The 21587-nt window shown below is 70.6% G+C and carries 22 protein-coding genes; 3 read left to right on the forward strand and 19 right to left on the reverse strand.

Annotated features, from left to right (window positions below; translation table 11 throughout):
- The first annotated feature begins 17 nt into the window (after positions 1-17).
- Positions 18-596: an A24 family peptidase gene (locus V7Q42_RS06875; RefSeq protein WP_333823164.1), complete on the forward strand. Its 579-nt coding sequence runs from the start codon at positions 18-20 to the stop codon at positions 594-596.
- Positions 597-724: 128 nt separating this feature from the next.
- Here V7Q42_RS06875 and V7Q42_RS06880 read toward each other — a convergent pair whose 3' ends face one another.
- The 19 genes from V7Q42_RS06880 to V7Q42_RS06970 form a co-directional block, all read right to left on the reverse strand.
- Positions 725-1603 (reverse strand): hypothetical protein, encoded by an 879-nt coding sequence (locus V7Q42_RS06880; RefSeq protein WP_333823165.1) that lies wholly within the window; start codon positions 1601-1603, stop codon positions 725-727.
- 1 nt (position 1604) lies between these two features.
- Positions 1605-2183, reverse strand: a complete 579-nt coding sequence (gspM, locus tag V7Q42_RS06885; protein WP_333823166.1) for a type II secretion system protein GspM — start codon at positions 2181-2183, stop codon at positions 1605-1607.
- Positions 2180-3217, reverse strand: a complete 1038-nt coding sequence (locus V7Q42_RS06890; RefSeq protein ID WP_333823167.1) for a PilN domain-containing protein — start codon at positions 3215-3217, stop codon at positions 2180-2182. Before V7Q42_RS06890 ends, gspM begins: the two co-directional genes overlap by 4 nt.
- Positions 3218-3240: 23 nt before the next feature.
- Positions 3241-4101, reverse strand: a complete 861-nt coding sequence (locus tag V7Q42_RS06895) for a hypothetical protein (protein ID WP_333823168.1) — start codon at positions 4099-4101, stop codon at positions 3241-3243.
- A complete protein-coding gene (locus V7Q42_RS06900) occupies positions 4098-4970 on the reverse strand; it encodes a PulJ/GspJ family protein (RefSeq protein ID WP_333823170.1) in 873 nt (290 codons plus the stop codon). The genes V7Q42_RS06895 and V7Q42_RS06900 overlap by 4 nt, the downstream gene beginning before the upstream one ends.
- A gap of 3 nt (positions 4971-4973) precedes the next feature.
- Complete coding sequence (locus V7Q42_RS06905; protein ID WP_333823171.1) at positions 4974-5402, reverse strand: hypothetical protein; 429 nt, start codon at positions 5400-5402, stop codon at positions 4974-4976.
- Complete coding sequence (locus V7Q42_RS06910; protein ID WP_333823172.1) at positions 5389-5832, reverse strand: hypothetical protein; 444 nt, start codon at positions 5830-5832, stop codon at positions 5389-5391. Before V7Q42_RS06910 ends, V7Q42_RS06905 begins: the two co-directional genes overlap by 14 nt.
- 52 nt (positions 5833-5884) lie before the next feature.
- Positions 5885-6325: a type II secretion system major pseudopilin GspG gene (gene gspG / locus V7Q42_RS06915; RefSeq protein WP_333823173.1), complete on the reverse strand. Its 441-nt coding sequence runs from the start codon at positions 6323-6325 to the stop codon at positions 5885-5887.
- A gap of 41 nt (positions 6326-6366) precedes the next feature.
- Entirely contained in the window at positions 6367-7569 is a 1203-nt protein-coding gene (locus V7Q42_RS06920) for a type II secretion system F family protein (RefSeq protein WP_333823174.1), read from the reverse strand.
- A 2-nt stretch (positions 7570-7571) separates the two neighbouring features.
- Positions 7572-9242 (reverse strand): GspE/PulE family protein, encoded by a 1671-nt coding sequence (locus V7Q42_RS06925; RefSeq protein WP_333823176.1) that lies wholly within the window; start codon positions 9240-9242, stop codon positions 7572-7574.
- An 84-nt stretch (positions 9243-9326) separates the two neighbouring features.
- Positions 9327-10253: a ubiquinone anaerobic biosynthesis protein UbiV gene (ubiV, locus tag V7Q42_RS06930; protein WP_333823177.1), complete on the reverse strand. Its 927-nt coding sequence runs from the start codon at positions 10251-10253 to the stop codon at positions 9327-9329.
- On the reverse strand, positions 10250-11248 hold the full coding sequence (ubiU, locus tag V7Q42_RS06935) for a ubiquinone anaerobic biosynthesis protein UbiU (protein ID WP_442958172.1): 999 nt from the start codon (positions 11246-11248) through the stop codon (positions 10250-10252). Before ubiU ends, ubiV begins: the two co-directional genes overlap by 4 nt.
- A 2-nt stretch (positions 11249-11250) precedes the next feature.
- A complete protein-coding gene (ubiT, locus tag V7Q42_RS06940) occupies positions 11251-11814 on the reverse strand; it encodes a ubiquinone anaerobic biosynthesis accessory factor UbiT (protein ID WP_333823179.1) in 564 nt (187 codons plus the stop codon).
- Positions 11815-12191: 377 nt separating this feature from the next.
- Positions 12192-12692 carry a hydrogenase maturation protease gene (locus tag V7Q42_RS06945; RefSeq protein ID WP_333823181.1) on the reverse strand — a complete coding sequence of 167 codons (501 nt, stop codon included), beginning with the start codon at positions 12690-12692 and terminating at the stop codon, positions 12192-12194.
- Positions 12689-14167: a Ni/Fe hydrogenase subunit alpha gene (locus tag V7Q42_RS06950; protein ID WP_333823182.1), complete on the reverse strand. Its 1479-nt coding sequence runs from the start codon at positions 14165-14167 to the stop codon at positions 12689-12691. Before V7Q42_RS06950 ends, V7Q42_RS06945 begins: the two co-directional genes overlap by 4 nt.
- A 13-nt stretch (positions 14168-14180) precedes the next feature.
- On the reverse strand, positions 14181-14735 hold the full coding sequence (locus V7Q42_RS06955; protein WP_333823183.1) for an NADP oxidoreductase: 555 nt from the start codon (positions 14733-14735) through the stop codon (positions 14181-14183).
- 4 nt (positions 14736-14739) lie between these two features.
- Positions 14740-15465 (reverse strand): 2Fe-2S iron-sulfur cluster-binding protein, encoded by a 726-nt coding sequence (locus V7Q42_RS06960; protein ID WP_333823184.1) that lies wholly within the window; start codon positions 15463-15465, stop codon positions 14740-14742.
- Entirely contained in the window at positions 15462-17285 is a 1824-nt protein-coding gene (locus V7Q42_RS06965) for an NAD(P)H-dependent oxidoreductase subunit E (RefSeq protein ID WP_333823185.1), read from the reverse strand. The genes V7Q42_RS06960 and V7Q42_RS06965 overlap by 4 nt, the downstream gene beginning before the upstream one ends.
- A 225-nt stretch (positions 17286-17510) precedes the next feature.
- On the reverse strand, positions 17511-19871 hold the full coding sequence (locus V7Q42_RS06970; protein WP_333823186.1) for a Tex family protein: 2361 nt from the start codon (positions 19869-19871) through the stop codon (positions 17511-17513).
- A 296-nt stretch (positions 19872-20167) separates the two neighbouring features.
- Here V7Q42_RS06970 and V7Q42_RS06975 point away from each other — a divergent pair, with 296 nt between their 5' ends.
- Both V7Q42_RS06975 and V7Q42_RS06980 read left to right on the forward strand, forming a co-directional pair.
- The gene (locus V7Q42_RS06975) at positions 20168-20869 is read left to right on the forward strand and encodes a CoA transferase subunit A (protein WP_333823187.1); all 702 of its coding nucleotides are present in this window, start codon (positions 20168-20170) and stop codon (positions 20867-20869) included.
- A gap of 13 nt (positions 20870-20882) precedes the next feature.
- Complete coding sequence (locus tag V7Q42_RS06980; protein WP_333823188.1) at positions 20883-21527, forward strand: CoA transferase subunit B; 645 nt, start codon at positions 20883-20885, stop codon at positions 21525-21527.
- The last annotated feature ends 60 nt before the right edge of the window (positions 21528-21587 follow it).

Raw genomic sequence — 21587 nt, forward strand, 5'->3', positions numbered from 1 at the left:
GAGGGCGTGAAATCGGCATGAACCTCGTCCTCGCCCTCCTTCCCGACGTCGGCCTCGCCGTCGCGGCGGTCGCCGTGGGGGCGTGGGCGTTGCCCCTGCCGCAGGCCGCCTTCGCCGGTGTTCTCGCGGGTCTCGTCGCGATCGTCGCCGCCGTCGATCGCCGCCTCTACATCATCCCCGACACCGCCAGTCTCGGCCTCGCCGTGACAGGTCTCGCCCTCGTCCTGTGGGAGGCCCCTCCCGGCGACTGGACCACGCCTCTCGCCGAGGCGGTGGCCCGCGCCCTCCTCGCCGGCCTCGTTTTCTGGTCGCTGCGCGCCCTCCATCGTGCGGCGCGTGGCGTCGAGGGGCTCGGCCTCGGCGACGTCAAACTCGCCGCCGCCGGCGCGCCCTGGCTCGCCTGGACCTCGCTGGTGCCGGTTCTCGAACTGGCGGTGGTGGCGGCGCTGATCGCGGTGGTGATCGACGCGCGGGCGCGCCGGACGGGGCCGCGCCTCGACGACACGGTGCCCTTCGGCGTCTTCCTCGCCCCCGCCCTGTGGCTCGGCTTCCTCGCCGAGCGGACCGGCGCCCTCGATCGGTTCTCGCCCTGGTGATGCGAAATTCGAGCGGGTCCATCCGAATTTCCTATTCCGTTCGTCGAGAAGCCCGTCCGAACAAGGGCTTTCGGCGAATCGAATCCGGCATCGCGCGACACGGTCCGCCGGATTCGGTAGGAGCGCGATCAGCCGCCGTCCTGTCCCTCGACCATCGGGGGCTGTCCGGGCACGGGGGGCGCCCCGGGTCGGTGTCCGCGGTGATCGGACGGCGAGACGCCCGGCGGCTTCAACGCCAGGACCGCTTCCTCCCCGTCACGGTGGAACGTCACGGCGACCCGATCGATCCGGGTCAGGCGCCAGCCGTCGTGTTCGTCGCCGATGCGCATCCGCTTGGTCGTGCCGTCGGACGGGTCGACGAGGATCGCCACCTCGACGTCGGGGCCGGCGACCACGCCGGTCAGCGTCAGCGTCAACGGCGGAGCGGCTTCCTCCACCGGCTCCGGCGCCGGGGGCGGAGTGAACACGGGCGCGGCGGGCTCCGGCTGGACGCCGCGGCGGGCCGGGACGAACAAGGGCCGATCCCGCGTCTGCCGGAGGGTCGACAGAGCCGGTAGACCGTGCGGTCCCCGTGACGGTGGCGGCACGGCATCACCGAAGCTCGGGACGGCCGGTCGTGGTGCGGAAGGCTCCGGCCGCGGACGGGTGTCCGACCCGCCGGGGGCGAAAGGCGGCGTCGTCGCCGCCGACGGGCGACGCGATCCACCCGAGCCGCCGAGCGGTGCCGGTGCACCGAGGGGCGACGGCGGCGAGGCGGTCGCACCGTCGTCGGCCGTCGCGGCCGGGTCCCGAGCGCCGCCGCCGTCCTTCGGCGCGGCATCGTCGATCGGCGTGTCCGCTTCGGTGTCCGCGTCCCCGGCGCCGCGGGTCTCGCCGGGTCGCGTCGTCGCCGTGGTGCCGCCACCGGCCGTCTCGGCGGCCTGCGTCTCCGCCGCGTGGCTCGACGCCGGTGTCGAGACGGTGGCCAGGGCGAAGAGGAGGGTGGCGAGGAGCGGACGGATGTCCATGTCAGCCCTCCTTCCGCCCGAGGTAGCCGATCAGCCGCAACTCGATCTCGAGTTCGGGGTCGAGTGCGGCGCTCCCCGCCGGTCCGCCGGCCTGTGGCGCGCGGAGGGTCGCCTCGTCGACGAGGATGAACGGGGCTTCGGTCTCGATCCGATAGAGCAGCTTCTGCACCGCGGCGATCCGCGCCCCGGCGCTCAGCTGCAGCGTGACGTGGGGCAGTGCGCCGGGGTCGACGTCGGTGGCCGTCTCCGCCCCGATGGTGCGCAGCCGCACGCCGCAGTCCTCCGCCAGCGCCACGATGCGCCGTTGCAGAGCGTTGGCGGCGAGGGTCGGCGTCGCGCCCGGCAGGAACGGATTGGCGGCCAGCGCCTGTTCGGCGCGCGCCAGACCCGGCCCCTGCGCCTCCAGCCGCTTCACCAACGACCGGAGTTCGAAACGCTTCTCCTCGAGCATCGCCTCGCGGGCGTCGAGGTCGTTCTTCGCCACGACGCCCGCCGCGACGAGAACCAGGACGATGGCACCGAGGACGGCGCTCGCGAGATGGGCCCGGCGATGGGGCGATGCGGTGGAGGCGGCGATCATCGTCCCCCTCCGTCCGCCCCGCTCACCCGCAGGTCGAGCGTGAATTTGTCGCCGCGCGCCAGACGCACCGTCGGCGCCGTGAACACCGGTTCGGTGAAGAGTGCGGTCGCTTCCAGGGTGGTGGTCAGGGCGGCGATGTCCCGCGTCACGCCGCTCATGCGCAGACGGCCGTGGCCGATCTGCAGCGCCGTGAGATGGGTGTCGTCCGGCAGCGCGGTGGAGAGGTTCTCCAGCGCGATCACGCTCATCGGCGTGTCGCGCGACAGCGCGGCGATGATGTCCCGGTCGCTCTTCGCCGCTCCGCCGGCCGGCATCAGACGGCGGCGATGGGCGTCGAGCCGCTCCTCGATCTCGCTCACCCGCGAGCCGATGTCGTCGGCGGCGGAGACGTACCACCAGGCGCCGGCGACGGTCGCGGCGACGATCGCCGCCAGACCGATGCGCAGCGTCAGGCCGATCCGCGCCCGCTCGGCCCCGACGTCGGCGGCCGCCACCGGCAGCACCACTTCGCTCCGCCCGTCCGCCGCGGCCCGCACCAGCCGGAGCTCCTTGGGCCGCCGGGCGGTGATCGCCGCGATCGCCGCACCGTGCATCGCCTTCGACGTCGCCGTGACCGTCACCATCAACCGCGGATCGTCGGCGTCGACGGTCTCGATCGTGTGGTGGGAGAGCGTGTCGTTCGCCTGCCAGGGCGTCATTCGTTCGAGCTGATGGGCGACGATGCCTTCGACATAGGGCCGGCTCTCCGGCGGGAGCGGCCCCAGGCGGCGGGTGAGGGTCTCCTCGTCGCACACCACGAGATCGACGATCCGATCCTCGAGAGCCCGCGCGAGGCGGCGCGGTTCGAGCCCGTTCGATCCCGGCCGCAGCACGCGTCGGCCGAGACGGCCGCCGGCGTGGACGACGACGTGGCCGCCCTCGACCGGCGCGAGACGCATCGGCCGATTGCGCCGGAACCGCTCCTCCACCAGGAGGACGGCGTCGACGAGCCCGTCGATCCACCACCGCCAAGCTTCGATCGGATGGATGTCCATCTGCCCGCCGCTCCCTGTCCCGCCTATCGACCCGGTCCGCCGACGGCGGCGGGCAGGGCGTTGCCGTTCCACGACAGGATACGATACGGCTCGCCGTCGCCCGGAAGCGTCACCACGATCACCTCGTAACCGCGGATCCGATGGGAGCCGATCCGGACCACCATGGTCAACCGGGTCGCGTTCGGTCCCACATTCGATACATGATCGTGGGCGATTCCGTAACGTCGCAGCAGCGCCTCGAAATCACCTTCGCGGCCGATCCGATCGGCCATGAAGGCCTGGAGCTTGGCGCCGGTCATCCCCGGCAGCGCCGCCACCACCTCGCGCGGCGCCGTGAGCACCGCGATCCGCCCGTCGAGCGCGGTGACGGTGACGAAGGGACGGATCGCGTCGATCGCCTCGGGGGGGATCTCGGTGAGGGCGTCGAGTTCGCGGACGTGTTCGAGGATGCCGTGGGCCGGCACCGTGGGCGTGCGACCCGGTTCCGGTGGCCGTCGCGGGTCGCGCCGCCAGTCGACGATCAGCCGCGCGTATCGGGCCGCCGCCCGTTCGTCGATGCCGACGACGCGGAACAGTCCTGCGATCAGTTCCTCGGGGGCGAGGTCGAGGTCGACACGCTCACCTTCGTTGCGGGCGACGACGTCGACGGCGATCCCGGGATAGGAGACGCTCGCGGTCGGCGGCAGCCGGTCGAGACGTCCGCCGGACGCCGCCCACAGCCGCTCCACCGCCCCCTCGACCGCCACGTCGGCGGCGATGTCCTCGGCGGCGCTGCGGGTCGCCGCGCTCGCCACCCTGAGACGCTCGGTGGCGACGCCGACGAAGACGGTGAGCAGGCTCGCCAGCAGGAGCACCGCGACCAGGATCGAGCCGCGCCGATTCATCGCCCGCTCCCCCCGGCCGCATCGCCCGATGTCGCCTCCTCCGGCGACTTCGTCGCCTGCGGACCCGTGGCGCAGCGTCGGCGTCGATCTTCGGGTGCCTCGCCGGCCGGCTTCGCGCGCGCGTCCCGCGGTGCGCCGGCGTCGACGTCATCGCCGCCCGGCGTGGGCGCTCCGCCGGCGGGAGGCGTCGGCGGTGCCGCGTCAGGCGCCTCGATCAGACACGAGACCGAGATCGCCACCGGGATCGGCAACATCACCTCGACCGGCAGCCCGCCGCTGCCGCGCGGACCGCGCAACGTGACGATCACGCCGCGTGGCACCTCGCCGGCCTTGGTCCAGGTGGCGACGCGTCGTCCCGCCTGATCGCGATAGGAGAAAGCGAGGTCGAGCGGTCCGGAGAGCAGCACCACGCGGTCGCCGCCGCGCAGCGCCCGGTCGCGACCGCGCCGCAGACGCCGCGACAGAACCGCACCGTCGCCGGTCGCCTCCACCCCGATCTCGACGACCGCGATGCCGTCGCGGGTGCGATCGAGCGGCGTCGCCGCCGTGAAGGCCATGCCGCGCGCGTCCCCGGCGAAGAGGATGGCCGGATCGTCGGCGCTCGCCAGCCGCACCGGCAACAGCGACGCGAGATCGGCCGCGATGCGCCCGAGCGCCACGTCGGTGCGTTCCACCGCCGCCACCGTGGCGAAGCCGGCGTTCCACGAGCGCAGCGTCCGTCCGGCGATCTCGGTCACCGCCGCCAACACCAGCCCGGCGATCGCCAGAGCGAGGATCGCTTCGATCAGCCCGAAACCGGCGCACGACCCGTCGTCCCACCGGGCGCGGCACCGGCGATCTCGACGACGGAGGCGGTCGGGTCGAGCCACGCGTCACCCCCGATCCTGTCGGCGTCCGAGGCGATGGGTCTCGAGCGTCGTGCGTCGCCCGTCCGGCGCCTCCACGGCGACGCCGATCCGGTAGAGCGTCCAGATGGGCTTCCTCGACCCGTCTCCACCCTCCTGATCGGCCTTCGAGACCTTCCCCTCCGGCGCGACGTCGTCGAGACGGTCGGTCACCACCACCCATCGGAAATCACCCGCCGTGCCGCGTCGTTCGCCGGCCTCGATCCTGTCGCGATCCGACATCTCCTCAAGCACGCTGCGCGCCACCGCCATGGCGCCGGAGGTGCCGGCGATCGCCACGACCCGATGGCGGTTGTCGCCGGCGAGGCGGGTGAGCAGCGTGATCAGCACCGCCGCCACCACAGCCGCCACCAGAACCTCGAGCAGCATGAAACCGGAGCGCCTATCCGCGTCCACGCACCCCTCCCGTCACTTCGACGAGGCCGGTCAGCCAGTTGACCGAAATCCGGTTGGCGACGCCGGCCGGTGCTCGCAGGGTGACGACCAGCCCGCAGGATCGGCCGTCGGGTGCGAAGCCGACGGCGAAACGATCGCCGTCGACGGTGCAGTCGGCGGTGGTGGCGACGTCGAGCGTCACGTCGCGCGGAAGCTTCACCACGCCACCCCGCGTACCGCCGACGAAGCGCTTGTCGCGGACGTCGATGCGGGTCGCCACCACCCGCCCGACGCGCGCCGCCGACACCCGATCCTCCTCGATCAGCGCCGCGATCTCGTGGGTCCAGGCGGCGAGGCGGGCCGGCGAGGTCGAGGTCGGCAGGATCGGCCAGACGATGCGCACCATGAGCAGCAACACCGCGACCGCCAACACCATGTCGAGCAGGATCACGCCGCGTTTGCCCGTGCGGGCGCGGGTCCGATCGCCGCGCCGGTCCGCGCCGTCAGGGTTTCCGGCTCCCGCCCGCACCGCCGCCGCCTCCTTGGGGTCCGACCGAGGTGATCTCGAACGGCGCCTTGTCCGCCGGCGAGCGATAGACGTAGGCGTGGCCCCAGGGGTCCACCGGCACGTTGCCGCCTCTCAGATAGGGACCGTTCCAGCCGTCGACGCCGCTCGGCTTCTTGACCAGGGCGCCGAGCCCTTCGTTGGTCGAGGGATAGCGGCCGGTGTCGAGGAAATAGAGGTCGACGGCGTTCTTGAAGCTCTCGATCTGGATCTTCGCCGTCTTCTCGCGCGCATCGGTCAGATAATTGAGAACCCGCGGTCCGACGAGGCCCATGATCAGGCCGATGATGACGAGGACGACCAGCATCTCCACCAGGGTGAAGCCGGCGCGTGCCGACCCCGCCAGCGTCGACCGTTCCACGGTTCCGGTCACCCGCATGAGATCTGCTCCTTCTCGTCCCACCGTCGCCGATCGCGGCGTCACAGTACCAATTGATTGATGCTCAATAGCGCGGAAAGTATGGAAACGATCAAGCCGCCCACCATCACCGCGATGCCGATGATCGCCGCCGGTCCGACGATGCCGGCGAGCCGGTCGAGCCGCGTGGTCAGTTTCACCTCGTAGAACTCGGCGGTTCGTCGCGCGATTTCGGCGAGTTCGCCGGTTTCCTCGCCGAGCCGCAGCATGTTGAGGGCGAGCGGCGGCAGGTAGTTCTCTTCGGTGATCGCCTCGACCAGCCGCTTGCCGCGCCTGACCCCTTCGCCGACCCGGGCGAGCCCCGCCCCCGTCGCCCCCGGCAGATCGGCGAGCACGCGCAGCGCTTCCGTCAGGGTCACGCCGTTGGCGAGCAGGGTCGCGAGCCCGCCGCAGAAGACCGCGGTGCGCCGCAGCGCCACGATGCCGGCGAGCCCCGGCAGTCGCGCCACCCGGGTCCAGAACCACGACCGCGCCGCCGGTCGGCGGAAGATCATGAGGAGGGCGAGAAGCGCGGCGGCGAGAAGCGCGGCGAGGACCTCGCCCTCGGCGATCAGGAAGTCCGATGCCGACAGGACGAAGCCGACGAGGCCGGTCTTGCCCGCGCCGAAGTCCCGCAGCACCCCGGCGAACTGCGGCACCACCGCGATCAGGAAGAAGACCAGGACGGCTGTCGCCGCCATCAGCAGGAACGCCGGATAGCGCAGCGACGAGCCGATGGTGTCGAGCATGCGCTGCGAGCGTGTCCGCGCCTCGGCGACCGAGCGCAGCACCGATTCGAGATTGCCCGCCGCTTCCGCCACCCGCACCATGGTGACCACGTCGGTTCCGAACAGGCGGCCATGCCCGGCCATCGCCTCGGCGAGGCTGGCGCCCCCGGTGACCGAGCGCCGCAGATCCCGCGCCACCGCGGCGATGGCGCTCGTCTCCTCCGAGGCGACGAGGTCGAGCGCCTCGTCGAGCGGCAGACCGGCACGCAGCACCAGCGCCAGATCGGCGAGGAAGGTGGTGACGTCGCGCCCGTTCGCCCGGCCGCGGAACGACAGGAGGCTCGTCTTGTCGCCGGCCGCCGTCCCGCTCGACGTCTCCAGCACCACGTGACCGGTACGGCCGAGGCGGTCGGCGACCTCCGCCTCGCTGCCGCCCTCCATCACCCCGGTGGTGAAGCGACCGGCGGTGTCGAGGGCCTTGTAGCGCACCTGGACCATGATCAGCGGCTCGCCGTGACGCGCAGGATCTCGTCGACCGAGGTGAGGCCGGCGCGGCATTTCGCCAGACCGTCGGCGATCATCGTCGACATGCCCTCGGCCTCCGCCTGCGCCTCGATCTCGCCGTCTCCCGAGCCCCGGGTGATCAGCCGCCGGATCGGCTCGGTGACTTCGAGCACCTCGAACACCGCCACCCGGCCGCGATGGCCGGTTCCGCCGCAATGCGGACAGCCGACCGGCCGGCCGACCTCGTCGCCCTCGACGAGTCCGAGCGCAGCGTAACGCGGCTCCCGCATCAGGGCCGCGGCGTCGATCCGCTCCGTCGTCCGGCATTCCGGGCAGAGCAGGCGCACCAGCCGCTGGCCGATGATCATCCGGAGCGTCGAGGCGAGCAGGTAGGGCTCCACCCCCATGTCGGCGAGGCGCATCACCGCCGCCGCGGCGGTGTTGGTGTGCAGCGTGGTGACGACCAGATGGCCGGTGAGCGAGGCCTGCACGCCGATTCGCGCCGTCTCGCCGTCGCGCATTTCGCCGACCATGATCACATCCGGATCCTGGCGCAGGAAGGCGCGCAACGCGGTGGCGAAGGTCAGCCCGACCGCCGGCTTCACCTGGGATTGGTTGACCCCCGGGATCTCGTATTCGATCGGGTCCTCGATGGTCAGGATCTTGCGCAGCGGCCGATTGAGATGGGCGAGGATGGCGGCGATGGTCGTCGTCTTGCCCGAGCCGGTCGGCCCGGTGACGACGATCATGCCGTGCGGCGCCTCGATGTGGTGTTCGACGACGGCCCTGTCCCGATCCGCGAGCCCGAGCCGGGTCAGGTTGACCAGCCTCGGATTGCGCTCGAGCAGGCGCACGATCGCCGCCTCGCCGTGCGCCGTCGGCATGGTGGCGATGCGCAGGTCGATCTCCGCCGCGCCGACGCGGATGCGGGCGCGACCGTCCTGCGGCAGCCGTCGCTCGGCGATGTTGAGCGAGGCGAGGATCTTGATGCGCGACACGATCGCCCGCGCCATCGCCGGCGGCGGCGACGGGATCGGCCTGAGCAGGCCGTCGACGCGCAGCCGCACCTGCAGCGAATTGCGGAAGGGTTCGACGTGGATGTCGGTCGCCCGCGCCTCCACCGCCCGCTCGAAGAGTTCGTTGACGGCCCGCACCACCGGGGCGCCGCTCGCCATGTCGCGCAGGTCCTCGAGATCGTCGGTCTCGCGCGGCGCGAGGAGTTCCGCCGATCCTTCGATCGCCCCCGGCTCGTCGCCCGGTTGCGCTCTCAGGAGCGCGTCGATCTCCTCGAAGCTCGCCACTTCGCGCGCCACGGCGCGTCCCAGGGTGAGTTCGAGCACCCGGAGCGATGCCCCGTCGGTCGGATCGGCGACGGCGAGCCGCGCCTCGCCCTTCGCCGTTTCCCACGGATAGACCGCGTGGTCGCGCAGGAACGGGCGTGACAGGCCCGAGATCAGTGGCCGCCCGCTCTGCATCGCCTCGAGGCCGGCGCGGACGAGGCCGAAATGATCGGCGACCTGATCGGCGAAGGCCGCCGGTTCCAGCGTCGAGCGTTCGAGGAGGGCGCGCAGCCCCCCGGTCTCCGGCGACGCCTCCACCGTACCCGCCGCGACGAAGCCGAGGCGGGTGAGCCGTTCCGTGAAGGTCTCGTTCGTCGTCGTCGCCATGTCGCCGTCGGATCACGCGAAGTCGCCGCCGCTTCGCCCGCAGGCGGAGTCAACACGCCCGTCGCGGCGATGGCAAGGCCGACCTCACCGTCCGGGCTGCGTCGCCGGTGTCCATGCCCGGCTCATCATCGACGGTCCGATCGGCATGGTCAGCCCCGCCGTCGCGAGCCGAGCCATCGCCTCGGCTCCGTCGATGCGACCGGCGAGGCGATCGCGATAGGCGGTCGCGACCACCCCCATGTCGCCGGTCTGCGGGCTGAGGCGGAAGGCGCCGACGCTCGCCGCGACCAGCGCGTCGAGCTCGTCCATCACCACCGCACAGTCCTGCGACATGGTCTGGACGCCGTTGACCGCCAGGAAGGCCTCGCCGTCGAGCGTGTCGACCTCGAGCCCGTCGGGGTCCTCCGAACAGACGTAGCGGCAGCTGTCCTTGGCGAGGCCGTGGATGCGGGCGTGGTAGCAGCGCCCCGAGATGGCGAGCGGCAGCCGGCCGAAGGCGAAGACCTGGGTCTCGACCCCGAGCCGCGCCCCTTCCCTCGCCAGCGCCTCGACCTGGGCGAGCGGCAGTTCCGGCGGCAGGCAGACGCTCCAGGCGCCGCGCGACGCCAGGAAGGCGAGGGTGCCCTCGTTGTAGACGTTGACCAGCGGCGACACGGCGAAGCGCCGGCCGAAGTCGAGAGTCGCGAGCGGCGTGAGGTCGTTGATCTCGATCTCGACGCCGTCGAGGGCCGCGAGATCGCCGACCAGCTGGCGTTCGCGCTTCACCGTCACCAGGGCGAGCGTGTCGACGACGACGGTCTTGCCGCCGCGCTGCAGACGCTCGATCACCTCCGGCAGGCGGTCGGCGAAGAACGGCTCGCGCTTGGAGCACACCACTTCGCCGACATGGACGCGGTCGACGTCGATCTCGTCGGCGACCCGGGCGTGGAAGTCGACCCAGGCGTCGACCGACCAGTTGTAGAGCACCGGACCCATGACCAGGGTGGGGTTCGCAGCGGTCACGGCGGTCATCTCCAGGTCTTCTTGTAGGCGCCGGCGGTGGTGGTCTGGCCCTCGGCCAGCCGCTTGGTCATGTCGCTCGCGATCGGCCGACCGGCGACATGGTCGTCGATCGCCTTGCGGAAGGCGCCGACCACGGCCTGCGTATAGGCGCGGCTCCGCTGCCGCCCCTCGATCTTGAAGGCGGTGACCCCGGCTTCGATCAGTGGCGGAATGAGTTGCGCCGCGTCGAGGCTCACCGGATCTTCGAACACGTGGCCGGAATAGCCGCCGGCCGAGAACCGCCCCTTGCACAGGGTGGGGTAGGGGGCCGGCACGCCTTTCGGCGTGCGGTCGATGGTCCAGCCCCCGAGCTCGGCGACGAGGTCGTCGCCCTCTTCTCGGTAGAGGACGTGGCTCGGCGGCGAGCACACGCCGTTCATGTTGGGCGACTTGCCGGTGGCATGGGAGGAGAGCGAGCAGCGCCCCTCGGCCATGACGCACAGCCCGCCGAAGACGAAGACCTCGGTCTCGCAGGAGATCTCGAGGTTGATCGCGGCGATCTCCGGCACGGTGAGGACGCGCGGCAGCACCACCCGTTTGATGTCGAACGTCGCGGCCCAGAAGCGGATGACGTCGGGGTTCGACGCCGCCGCCTGGACCGACAGATGGCGGCGCAGCTTCGGATGTTTCACCGTCGCATGGGCGACCAGCCCGAGATCGGCGAGGATCACCGCGTCGGCGCCGGCACCTTCGGCGCGCGCCACCGCGTCGTGCCACAGCGTCTCGGCCCCGGCGCGCGGGAAGGTGTTGATCGCCACCAGCACCTTGGCCCCGTGGTCGTGGGCGAAGCGGATCGATTCGGTGAGTTCGGCGGGCGAGAAATTGAGGCCGGGGAAGTTGCGGGCGTTGGTCTCGTCGCGGAAGCCGCAATAGACCGCGTCGGCCCCGGCCTCGACGGCGGTCCGGAGCGCCGCCGGCGTTCCGGCCGGACAGACCAGTTCGGGACGGAAGATCTCGGCGACCATGTTCATGCCGTCGTGCCTCCGGCGCGAGTGAGCGTGACACCGGTCATCCGCTCCGCCACCGGCGCGGCGCGGCGGAAGATCTCGGCGACGAATTTCGACGCCGGCCCGGTGATCGCCGCGACCTCGTCCGCCAGATCGATCTCGCTGTCGTCGACGGCGTTCCTCAGCGCCAGCACCGCCTCGGTGTCGCCCTCGATGACGATGTCGCGCGAGAAGAACAGCGCGTCGCCGTCGAGCGCCCCGTGAACCATGCCGACGAGCGCGGCGAGCGGCCCGGCGATGCGCGCGTCACGCGCCGCCACGATCGTCCCGTCGGGCGCCCGCTTCACCGCCTCGAGCCGCGGTAGCGCCGGGTCCGGCCGGAGCAGGAAGGCGATCGACACGTCGGTCGGATCGATCAGGAAGGTCTTGCGCGCCTGATCGTCGAGCCGCGAGAACAGCGACGGATGGCGCTCGGTCAGCGAGGTGATGAACCGCCTCAGCGCCAGATCGAGCGGCAGCGTCGGCAGCCGCGCCACCAGATGGTCGACGAGGCGGGGAAAGTGGGGGATCGAAGCTTCGGTCATCGCGGTTCCGGTGCAGACACCCATCGGGTCCGGCCGCCCGATGCGATCGAACCACGCCCGACCATTTCACCTTCGCGACGGTTCCGTCCTTGAGGTCGATCAACGAACATGAGGATGAATGGAGCGACCCGAACCGGCCGGCCCGAGGATCGCGCGACGCCTCGAAGGCAGGTGTCGGACCGGACCACGTCCGTGCGCGATGGTTCGAGGCTCGCTCCGCTCGCACCTCACCATGAAGCGCCTGATTTCGTGCCGATGATCGCCGAGGCTTCATGGTGAGGTGCCGGCCGCAGGCCGGCCCCGAACCATCGCGCACGGACATCCCCGCCGAGCAGCGATCGAGCTGTCGGTGAGAGAGGGTGCGACCCTGTGGCCACTCACCCCGTCACTTTGCCTCGCCACACCTCGACGTCCGGCGTCTCGATCAGCGGCCACACGAAGGCCCAGGCCGCGTCCAGCCCCTCGGCCGCCGCCGCGCCGAGCCCGCTGCCGAGTTCGAAGGCCTCGCCGCGCATCGCCAGCACGAAGGCCGGCGGCGGATCGCGGCCGAGCACCCGGGCGAAGACCGCGAGTACCGCCTCCGGCGACAGCGCGTGGGTCGAATGCGAAGCGTCGTCGCGCGGGCCCGTCTCGGTGAAGGCGAACGGCGCGGGCGCCGCGACGGAAGCGTCGAGGAAGAGCGCGAGATCGGCCGCCTCGAGGTCCATCGCGTGTTCGATCTGCAGCTGGAAGTCCTCGACCACCGTCACATGGGGAAGATCGAGCGCGGCGATGCGGCCTAGCAGCAGCGGTCCGAGCCCGTCGTCGCCGCGCGCGTCGTTGCCCCAGCCGAGGACGACGAGCCGGTTCGCCGTCCCCGCCGTCGCCGCCTCGTTCAACGCTCGGGACCCATGTTGCGCCGGGCACGCTGGACGAGCGTGCCTTCGGCGTCGATGAGATCGACCTCGAGCGGCATCTTGCCGAGCGCGTGGGTGGCGCAGGAGAGGCACGGATCGTAGGCGCGGATCGCCACCTCGATGTGGTTGAGCAGCCCCTCGGTGATGGTCTTGCCGTCGAGATGGCTGAGCGCCACCGACCGGATCGCCTCGTTCATCGCCTGATTGTTGTTGGTCGTCGAGACGATGAGATTGCAGAAGGTGACCTGGTCGTTCTCGTCCACCCGGTAGTGGTGGAAGAGCGTGCCGCGCGGCGCCTCGATGACGCCGACCGCTTCCGATCGCCGCTCACCCTTGTCGGCCATCAGATCCGAACCGAGCAGGTCCGGATCGTCGAGCAGATCGCGGATCACCTCCGTCGCATGCAGAAGCTCGATCAGCCGCGCCCAGTGATAGTAGAGCGTGCCCATCACCGGCTTGCCCTCGCCGCGGGCGACGAGCTTGCGGCGCTCCATCTCGGCGAGTGGCGTCGGGATGCGGTCGCAGGTCTGGACGCGGGCGAGCGGGCCGACCTTGTACCAGCCGTTCTCCGGCCCGAGCGAGCGGATGTGCGGGAACTTCATGTAGCTCCACGGCTTGACCTCTTCCTCCAGCACCTGCTGGTAGCCGCTATAGTCGACGCCGTCGAAGATCGTGCCGCCGTCCGCGTCGAGGGCGCGCAGGCCCCCGTGGTAGAAGTCCATCGCGCCGTCGGCGTCGACGAGGCTCATCATGGCGGAGGAGAACTCGCCGAAGTGGTCGTAGAACTCGGGCTTGGCGCGATGCAGCTCGGCCACCAGATGGACGGCGGAGAGCGCCCACTCGATCATCCGGTCGATGTCGCGGCGCATCTCGTCGCGCTCGGCCCGGCTGATCCCCTTGTTGACGCCACCCGGGACGGCGCCGGTGCCGTGGATGCGCTTGCCGGCGGTGTGGCGGATCACCTCCTGGCCGTACTTGCGTAGGAAAACGCCCTGCTTGGCGATCTCCGGGAACTCGCGCGCCACGCCGACGATGTTGCGGCGGGTCGGCTCGCTGTCGAAGCCGAGGAGGAGGTCGGGCGAGGAGAGGTGGAAGAAATGCAGCGCATGGCTCTGCATCATCTGGCCGTAGTGCATCAGCCGGCGGATCTTCTCCGCCGTCGGCGTCAGCCGGTCGTAGCCGGCGATCAGGTCCATCGCCTTGGTGGCGGCGAGCAGATGCGACACCGGGCAGATGCCGCACAGCCGCTGCACCGAGATCGGCACCTCCCAGAACGGCCGCCCCTCGATGAAGATCTCGAAGCCGCGGAATTCGACGATGTGGAGGCGCACCTGATGGACGTGATCGGCGTCGTCGAGCAGCAACGTCACCTTGCCGTGGCCCTCGACCCGGGTCAGCGGCTCGATGGCGATGCGGCGCAACGTCTGCGGGTTCTCGGCGGTTTCCAGGCGGAACATGGGCGCGCTCCCCTCAGTCGAAGTGCAGCATCGGATGCTCGAGACGCGGCATCCGGCCCGAGATGAGATCGGTGAGGTATTTCCAGATGGCGTCGCCCGAGGGCGGGCATCCGGGAATGAAGAAGTCGATGCGGACCACCTCGTTGAGCGGCCGGACCTTGTCGAGCAGCAGCGGCAGCTCGGGATCGTCGGGCACCTCGCCGCCGGCCCGGTCACGGTAGACCCGGGCGAGGCAACTGCCGACGTCGAGGTGGTTCCTCTGCGCCGGCAGGCCGCCGTTGACCGCACAGGCCCCGAGCGCCACCAGGACCTTGCAGTTGGCCCGGAGTTCCCACAGCACGTGGACGTTCTCGGCGTTGCACACCCCGCCCTCGATGATGCCGATGTCGCAGGGGCCGCAGTGCTTGATGTCGGTGATCGGCGACCGGTCGAACTCCACCAGATCGATCAGATCGAGCAGCCGCTCGTCGATGTCGAGGAACGACATGTGGCAGCCGAAACAGCCGGCGAGCGAGGCGGTGGCGACGCGCAGCTTGCGGCGTGGCGGTGTGGGGGCGACGTGACGCATCGGTTCATCCCCTCGGTTCGGCGTGGGCGGCATGGGCCGCCTGGACGCTGATCGGCTCTATGTCGAAGGGCCGTTCGCCGATCGGCACGGCGAAGCCGACCCGCTTCGGCAGGATCGCCCCGACCGGGCAGACCTCGGCCGCCTTGTCGGTCGCCGCGAAGTCGGTGTCGCCGAGTTTGCCCGACGGGCAGTCGACGACGAGATGCTGCGCGGTGCCGCGTCCGGCCAGCGCGAAGACGGTCTTGCCGTCGACGTCGCGTGAGGCCCGGACGCAGAGAGCGCACAGGATGCAGCGGTTGAAGTCGATCAGCACGTCCGGGTGCGACGCGTCGATCGGCCGGGGCGGATAGAAGTGCTCGTAATGCGGGTTGAGCATCTCGAGATCGTAGGCGAGCGCCTGCAGCCGGCACTGGCCGCTCTTCTCGCAGCCCGGGCAGAAGTGGTTGCCCTCGACGAACAGCATCTGCAGCAGGGTGCGGCGATGCCGGTTCAGTTCCGGCGTGTCGGAGGCGACCTCCTGGCCGGCCCGCGCCCGGGTGGTGCAGGCCGACGAGGCGCGGCCGTTGACCTTGACCGTGCACAGTTTGCACGAGCCGTGCGGCTTGAACTCCGGGTGATGGCACAGGTTGGGGATGAACGCCCCGGCGGCCAGCGCCGCCTGGAGGATCGACTGGCCCGCCTCGAAGCGGATCGGGCGCCCGTCCAGCATGAAGGTGGCGTCGTCGCTCATCGCGTCGTCTCCCTGAGCTGCCAGCCCTCTTCGACCAACCGGCTGTCGGCGTCGTCGCGGCCGGTGACCTCGCGCGCCCGGGCGAGGGCCGCATCGAGATCGAAGGCGGGTTCGAAGTCGCGGCGGGCGAGGCGTTTCTCGTAGTCGCCGCGGAACTCGGCGATGGTGTCGGCGATCGCCTGACCGGCGGTCTGGCCGAGGCCGCAGTGGCTCGCCGTGCGCATCACCTCGTGCAGATGCTCGAGCTCGTTCATCTCGTACTGGGTGCCGTGTCCGGCGGCGATCTTGTCCATGATCTTCGCCTGGATCGTCGTGCCGACCCGGCACGGCGTGCAGAAGCCGCAGCTCTCGTGACGGAAGAAGTGGGCGAAGTTCAGCGCCACCTCGAACATGTCGCGGTGATCGCCGAAGATCATCAGCGCACCCGCCGTCGGCACGTCCTCGAAGGCGATGCGCCGGCCGAATTCGCGCGGGGTGAGACACTGGCCGGACGCGCCGGAGATCTGCACCGCCCGCGGCCGGACCGCACCGCAATCCTCGAGCACCTGCGAGATGCGCACCCCGAAGGGATACTCGTAGATGCCCGGCCGGGCGCAGTCGCCCGAGACCGAGAGGATCTTGGTGCCGGTCGACTGCTTGGTGCCGTAGCCGCGGTACCAGGCGCCGCCGTGCAGCGCGATCTCGGTGACCTTGCACAGCGTCTCGACGTTGTTGACCACCGTCGGCAGGCCGCGATAGCCGCTGGTCACCGGGAACGGCGGCCGGATGCGCGGCCGTCCGGCCTTGCCCTCGAGGCTCTCGATGAGCGCGGTCTCCTCGCCGCAGACATAGGCGCCGGCGCCCATGTGGATCTCGATGTCGAAGGCGAAGTCGCCGACCCCGAAGATCGACCGGCCGAGGACGCCGAGTGCCCGCAGCTCGACGAGCTTCTCCTCGAGCATCGGCCGCAGATAGAGGTACTCGCCGCGCAGATAGAGGAAGCCGTGCCGCGCCCCGATGGCGTAGGCCGCGAGCGCCATGCCCTCGAACACCCGCTCGGGATAGTACTGCAGCAGCACCCGGTCCTTGAACGTGCCCGGTTCGCCCTCGTCGGCGTTGCAGACGACGTAGCGTTCGTCGCCGCTCGCGTTGCGCGCCGCTTCCCATTTCACCGCGGTGGTGAAGCCGGCGCCGCCGCGGCCGCGCAGGTTGGAGATCCGCATCTCCTCGAGGAAGCGATCGCGCCCCAGAGCGATCGCCGCCTTCACCGCCGAACCGGGCATGAAGTCGGCCCCGAGCAGCATGTCGGCGCGACGGATGTTGTGCTCGACGCGGAAGAAGTCGGCCGGCCATTCGGCGACCGGCACCCGGTTGCGGACGAGATCGCAGACCTGATCGGCGCGGCGCAGCGTCATCCGGGTGATGGCGATGCCGTTGACCAGGATCGCCGGCCCCTGGTCGCACATGCCGGTGCAGGACGTGGTGTCGAGCGAAACGAGCCCGTCCTCGGAGACCTCGCCGGCCCTGACCCCGAGGCGCTTGGCCATGTGGTCGAGGATCGTCTGGTTGCCGAGCATCCGGTCGGTGATGTTGTCGGAGAACAGGATCCGATAGTCGCCGACCGGGGTCCGCGACAGGAAGGAATAGAATTCGACCGTGCTCTCCACCTCGCCGATCGGCAGGTCGAGAGCGGCGGCGAGCTTCGGCACCGCCTCCGGCGGCACCCGGGTGAAGCGGGCCTGGACGTCGAGCAGGATCTGCAGCAGACGCCCCGGATCACGCCCGTGACGGGCGAGAAGGTCGGCGAGTACGGTGTCGAGCGCGGCTTCTCTCGTCGTCACCTCACCCTCCTGTCTCTCGTGGGACCGGTCGGCGCGCGGCCACCGCAGGCGCCGGCAGGGGGACGATTCGTTCGGTAACGGAAGCAGATCGCGAATTGGCGACACCGTCCACCGGTTCCGCGAAGAATCGGACGGTCGGCGCCGACATTTCATCGGTGCGGAGTCTACAGAAAAATCTCAGGATGCACAGTCGCACGCTCTACGTATGGCGCGCCTCGGCACTGCTCATTTCTTGCGCAACGCGTCGAGCAGCGCCGCCCCCAGCGCGCCGGGCTGCGTCGAGGGCGGCGTCTGGCCGGGCCGCCCTCCCTTCGGCCCGCTCGGCGGGGGGGCGCGGCGATCATCGGGGCCGGGGCGTCCGCCGGCGCCGCCCATCCGCGCCCCGCCGTCGTCCTTGCGCATCGAGAGACCGATGCGCTTCCGGCGCGCGTCGACTTCGACCACCCGCACCTTCACCACGTCGCCGGCCTTCACCACCTCGCGCGGATCCTTGACGAAGCGATCGGCGAGCTGGGAGACGTGGACGAGCCCGTCCTGATGCACGCCGATGTCGACGAAGGCGCCGAAGGCGGCGACGTTGGTCACGGTGCCTTCGAGCACCATCCCCGGCTTCAGGTCCTCGATCTTCTCGATGCCCTCGGCGAAGGCCGCGGTCTTGAAGTGCGGTCGCGGGTCGCGGCCGGGCTTTTCCAGTTCGGCGAGGATGTCCTTCACCGTCGGCAGGCCGAAGCGCTCGTCGACGAAACTGCGCGGGTCGAGCGACTTCAGCGCCGCCCCGTCGCCCATCAGAGTGCGCAGGTCACGCCCGCAGGCCTTGACGATGCGCTTGGCCACCGCATAGGCCTCCGGGTGGACGGAGGAGGCGTCGAGCGGCTCGTCGCCGTCGCGGATGCGCAGGAAGCCGGCCGCCTGTTCGAAGGTCTTCGGCCCGAGCCGCGCCACCTCGAGCAGCTGCTTGCGATTGCGGAAGCGGCCGACGGCGTCGCGATGGTCGACGATCGCCTGGGCGAGCGCCGTGCCGAGACCGGAGACGCGGGCGAGCAGCGACGCCGACGCCGTGTTGAGATCGACGCCGACGGCGTTGACCGCGTCCTCGACCACCGCGTCGAGCGCGCGTGCCAGCCGCGCCTGATCGACGTCGTGCTGATATTGCCCGACGCCGATCGCCTTGGGCTCGATCTTCACCAACTCGGCGAGCGGGTCCTGCAGTCGCCGGGCGATCGACACCGCGCCGCGAAGCGAGACGTCGAGGGTCGGCATCTCCGCCGCGGCGAGCGCCGAGGCCGAATAGACCGAGGCGCCGGCCTCCGAGACGATCACCTTGATCGGCTTCGGCGGCGCCATCTCGCCGATCAGATGGGCGACAAGCCGATCGGTCTCGCGGCTGCCGGTGCCGTTGCCGATGGCGACCAGCTCGACGCGATGCTTCTGGATCAGGTGCTTCAGCGTCGCCAGCGTCCCCTGCACGTCCTGCTTCGGCGGGAACGGGTAGACGGTGGTGGTCTCGACCACCTTGCCGGTGGCGTCGACCACCGCGACCTTGACGCCCGTCCGGATGCCCGGGTCGAGCCCCAGGGTGGCGCGCGTCCCGGCCGGCGCAGCGAGCAGCAGGTCCTGGAGATTGTGGGCGAAGACGCGGATCGCCTCCTCCTCCGCCTTCTCCCGCATCGCCCCCATCACCTCGATCGACAGCGACAGCGACAGCTTCACCCGCCAGCACCAGCGCGCCACGTCGAAGAGCCACTGGTCGGCCGCGCCCGGCTTGCGGGTCGCCGACGGCAACTCGATGCCGAAGGCTTGCGAGATCATCCGCTCGACCGGCTTCACCGGGCTCGTGTCGTCGGCATCGACCTCGACGTCGAGCGACAGCACCTCCTCGTTGCGACCGCGCAGCATGGCGAGCGCGCGATGACTCGGCACGTCGGCGAGGCGCTCGACGTGGTCGAAATAGTCGGCGAACTTCTCGCCCGCCTGCTCCTTGCCCTCGACGACCTTGGAGCGCAGCCGCGCGCCGCTCTGGACATGGCTGCGCAGCCGGCCGACCAGTTCGGCGTTCTCGGCGAACTGCTCGGTGAGGATGTCGCGCGCCCCGTCGAGCGCCGCCTTCACGTCGGCGACCTCTTCCGTGACGAACTGGGCGGCGAGCGCCTTCGGGTCGACCGCGCGATCGGCGAGGATCTGCTCGGCGAGCGGTCCGAGGCCCTTCTCGCGGGCGATCTCGGCGCGGGTCCGCCGCTTCGGCTTGAAGGGCAGATAGAGATCCTCGATCTCCGCCTTGGTCGAGGCTCTGGCCAGTTTCTCTTCGAGCTCCGGCGTCAACTTGCCCTGGCCGCGGATCGACTCGATCACCGCGATGCGGCGCGCTTCCATCTCGCGCAGGTAGGCGAGACGTTCCTCGAGCGTGCGCAGTTGGGTGTCGTCGAGACCGCCGGTCGCCTCCTTGCGGTAGCGCGCCACGAAGGGAACGGTCGAACCCTCGTCGAGCAGTCCGACCGCGGCGGAGACCTGTGCCGGCCGGCAGCCGATCTCGGCGGCGATCTGCGTCGCGATACGGGCGGCGACCTGCGGGTCGAGAGCGGCGGTCATGGCGGATCTCCGAGCGAGCTGCGGGGCCGTGGACCTTAGTGAGGCGGCTCGTCCGTTTCCAGTCCGCGCGTCCGCGCCGGCCCGATTATCCCCCGTGTCCGCTCCGCGACCAAAACGAAGGTCGCGGTCGCCGCGGGCTTTCGCACCGCGGCGCGAGTCCTGTAGTGTGCGGCGCACGATGGCCCGCATCCCGTCCGCCGCGGCGGACGGGACGGCATCGCGAACGCCTCCCCGGCGCTTCGCATCGGCGGACCACGGCCACTTCGTCTCATCCATCACCGAGGAAGACGGGACACATGAAAAAACTCTTTCCGAACGCCGCCGCGGCCCTCGAGGGCGTGGTGAAGGACGGACAGACCTTCGCCGTCGGCGGCTTCGGTCTGTGCGGCATTCCCGAGGCCCTGATCGAGGCGCTGCGCGACTCGGGCGTCACCGGCCTCACCTGCGTCTCCAACAACGCCGGCGTCGACGGCTTCGGCCTCGGCCTGCTGCTCGAGACCCGTCAGATCAAGAAGATGATCTCGTCCTACGTCGGCGAGAACAAGCTCTTCGCCCAGCAGTTCCTCTCCGGCGAGCTCGAACTCGAATTCGCGCCGCAGGGCACGCTCGCCGAGCGTCTGCGCGCCGGCGGCGCCGGCATCCCGGCCTTCTTCACCGCCACCGGCGTCGGCACCGTGGTCGCCGACGGCAAGGAAGTGCGCGAGTTCGACGGCCGCAAATACGTCATGGAGCGCGGCATCGTCACCGACGTCGCCCTGGTCAAAGCCTGGCGCGCCGACACCTCCGGCAACCTGATCTATCGGAAGACCGCGCGGAACTTCAATCCGATGTGCGCCATGGCCGGCCGCGTCACCATCGCCGAGGTCGAGGAGATCGTGCCGATCGGCTCGCTCGACCCGGACGAGATCCACACCCCCGGCATCTTCGTGCAGCGTCTCGTCCTGAACGCCAATCCGGAGAAGCGCATCGAACAGCGCACTCTGCGCAAGACCGCCTGAGGAGGAACGCCCCATGCCCTGGACGCGTGACGAAATGGCGGCCCGCGCCGCCCGTGAGCTCGAAGACGGCTTCTATGTCAATCTCGGCATCGGCCTGCCGACCCTCGTCGCCAACTACATCCCGGAGGGGATGAAGGTGTGGCTGCAATCGGAGAACGGCCTGCTCGGCATCGGCCCCTTCCCGACCGAGCTGGAGCTCGACGCCGATCTCATCAACGCCGGCAAGCAGACGGTGACGGCGCTGCCCGGCGCCTCGTTCTTCTCCTCGGCCGACAGTTTCGCCATGATCCGTGGCGGCCACATCAATCTCGCCATCCTCGGCGCCATGCAGGTGTCGAAGGACGGCGACCTCGCCAACTGGATGATCCCCGGTTCGATGGTCAAGGGCATGGGCGGCGCCATGGATCTCGTCGCCGGCGTCCGCCGCGTCATCGTGCTGATGGAGCACGTCGCCAAGGGCGGCGTCCACAAGATCGTCCCCGAATGCACCCTGCCGCTGACCGGCCAGGGTGTGGTCGACCGTATCATCACCGATCTGGCGGTGATCGACGTGACCGAAGAAGGCTTGAAAGTGCTCGAGATGGCCCCGGGCGTCGGCATCGCCGACCTCACGGCGGCGACCGGCGTGCCGCTCGACTTCTCGGCCGTCGAGGGCTGAGACCCGGGCTCCGCGAGACCATCGAAGGGCGGCCGCGAGGCCGCCCTTCGTCGTTCACGA

It is taken from the genome of Pinisolibacter sp., from assembly GCF_036782435.1.
GTDB lineage: Bacteria > Pseudomonadota > Alphaproteobacteria > Rhizobiales > Ancalomicrobiaceae > CALBKH01.

Excerpts from the sequence above, each read along its gene's own strand:
- V7Q42_RS06875 (WP_333823164.1), top strand. The coding sequence starts at position 18 with ATGAACCTCGTCCTCGCCCTCCTTCCCGACGTCGGCCTCGCCGTCGCG.
- V7Q42_RS06880 (WP_333823165.1), bottom strand. The coding sequence starts at position 1,603 with ATGGACATCCGTCCGCTCCTCGCCACCCTCCTCTTCGCCCTGGCCACC.
- gspM (WP_333823166.1), bottom strand. The coding sequence starts at position 2,183 with ATGATCGCCGCCTCCACCGCATCGCCCCATCGCCGGGCCCATCTCGCG.
- V7Q42_RS06890 (WP_333823167.1), bottom strand. The coding sequence starts at position 3,217 with ATGGACATCCATCCGATCGAAGCTTGGCGGTGGTGGATCGACGGGCTC.
- V7Q42_RS06895 (WP_333823168.1), bottom strand. The coding sequence starts at position 4,101 with ATGAATCGGCGCGGCTCGATCCTGGTCGCGGTGCTCCTGCTGGCGAGC.
- gspG (WP_333823173.1), bottom strand. The coding sequence starts at position 6,325 with ATGCGGGTGACCGGAACCGTGGAACGGTCGACGCTGGCGGGGTCGGCA.
- V7Q42_RS06920 (WP_333823174.1), bottom strand. The coding sequence starts at position 7,569 with ATGGTCCAGGTGCGCTACAAGGCCCTCGACACCGCCGGTCGCTTCACC.
- V7Q42_RS06925 (WP_333823176.1), bottom strand. The coding sequence starts at position 9,242 with ATGGCGACGACGACGAACGAGACCTTCACGGAACGGCTCACCCGCCTC.
- ubiV (WP_333823177.1), bottom strand. The coding sequence starts at position 10,253 with ATGACCGCCGTGACCGCTGCGAACCCCACCCTGGTCATGGGTCCGGTG.
- ubiU (WP_442958172.1), bottom strand. The coding sequence starts at position 11,248 with ATGGTCGCCGAGATCTTCCGTCCCGAACTGGTCTGTCCGGCCGGAACG.
- ubiT (WP_333823179.1), bottom strand. The coding sequence starts at position 11,814 with ATGACCGAAGCTTCGATCCCCCACTTTCCCCGCCTCGTCGACCATCTG.
- V7Q42_RS06950 (WP_333823182.1), bottom strand. The coding sequence starts at position 14,167 with ATGTTCCGCCTGGAAACCGCCGAGAACCCGCAGACGTTGCGCCGCATC.
- V7Q42_RS06955 (WP_333823183.1), bottom strand. The coding sequence starts at position 14,735 with ATGCGTCACGTCGCCCCCACACCGCCACGCCGCAAGCTGCGCGTCGCC.
- V7Q42_RS06960 (WP_333823184.1), bottom strand. The coding sequence starts at position 15,465 with ATGAGCGACGACGCCACCTTCATGCTGGACGGGCGCCCGATCCGCTTC.
- V7Q42_RS06970 (WP_333823186.1), bottom strand. The coding sequence starts at position 19,871 with ATGACCGCCGCTCTCGACCCGCAGGTCGCCGCCCGTATCGCGACGCAG.
- V7Q42_RS06975 (WP_333823187.1), top strand. The coding sequence starts at position 20,168 with ATGAAAAAACTCTTTCCGAACGCCGCCGCGGCCCTCGAGGGCGTGGTG.
- V7Q42_RS06980 (WP_333823188.1), top strand. The coding sequence starts at position 20,883 with ATGCCCTGGACGCGTGACGAAATGGCGGCCCGCGCCGCCCGTGAGCTC.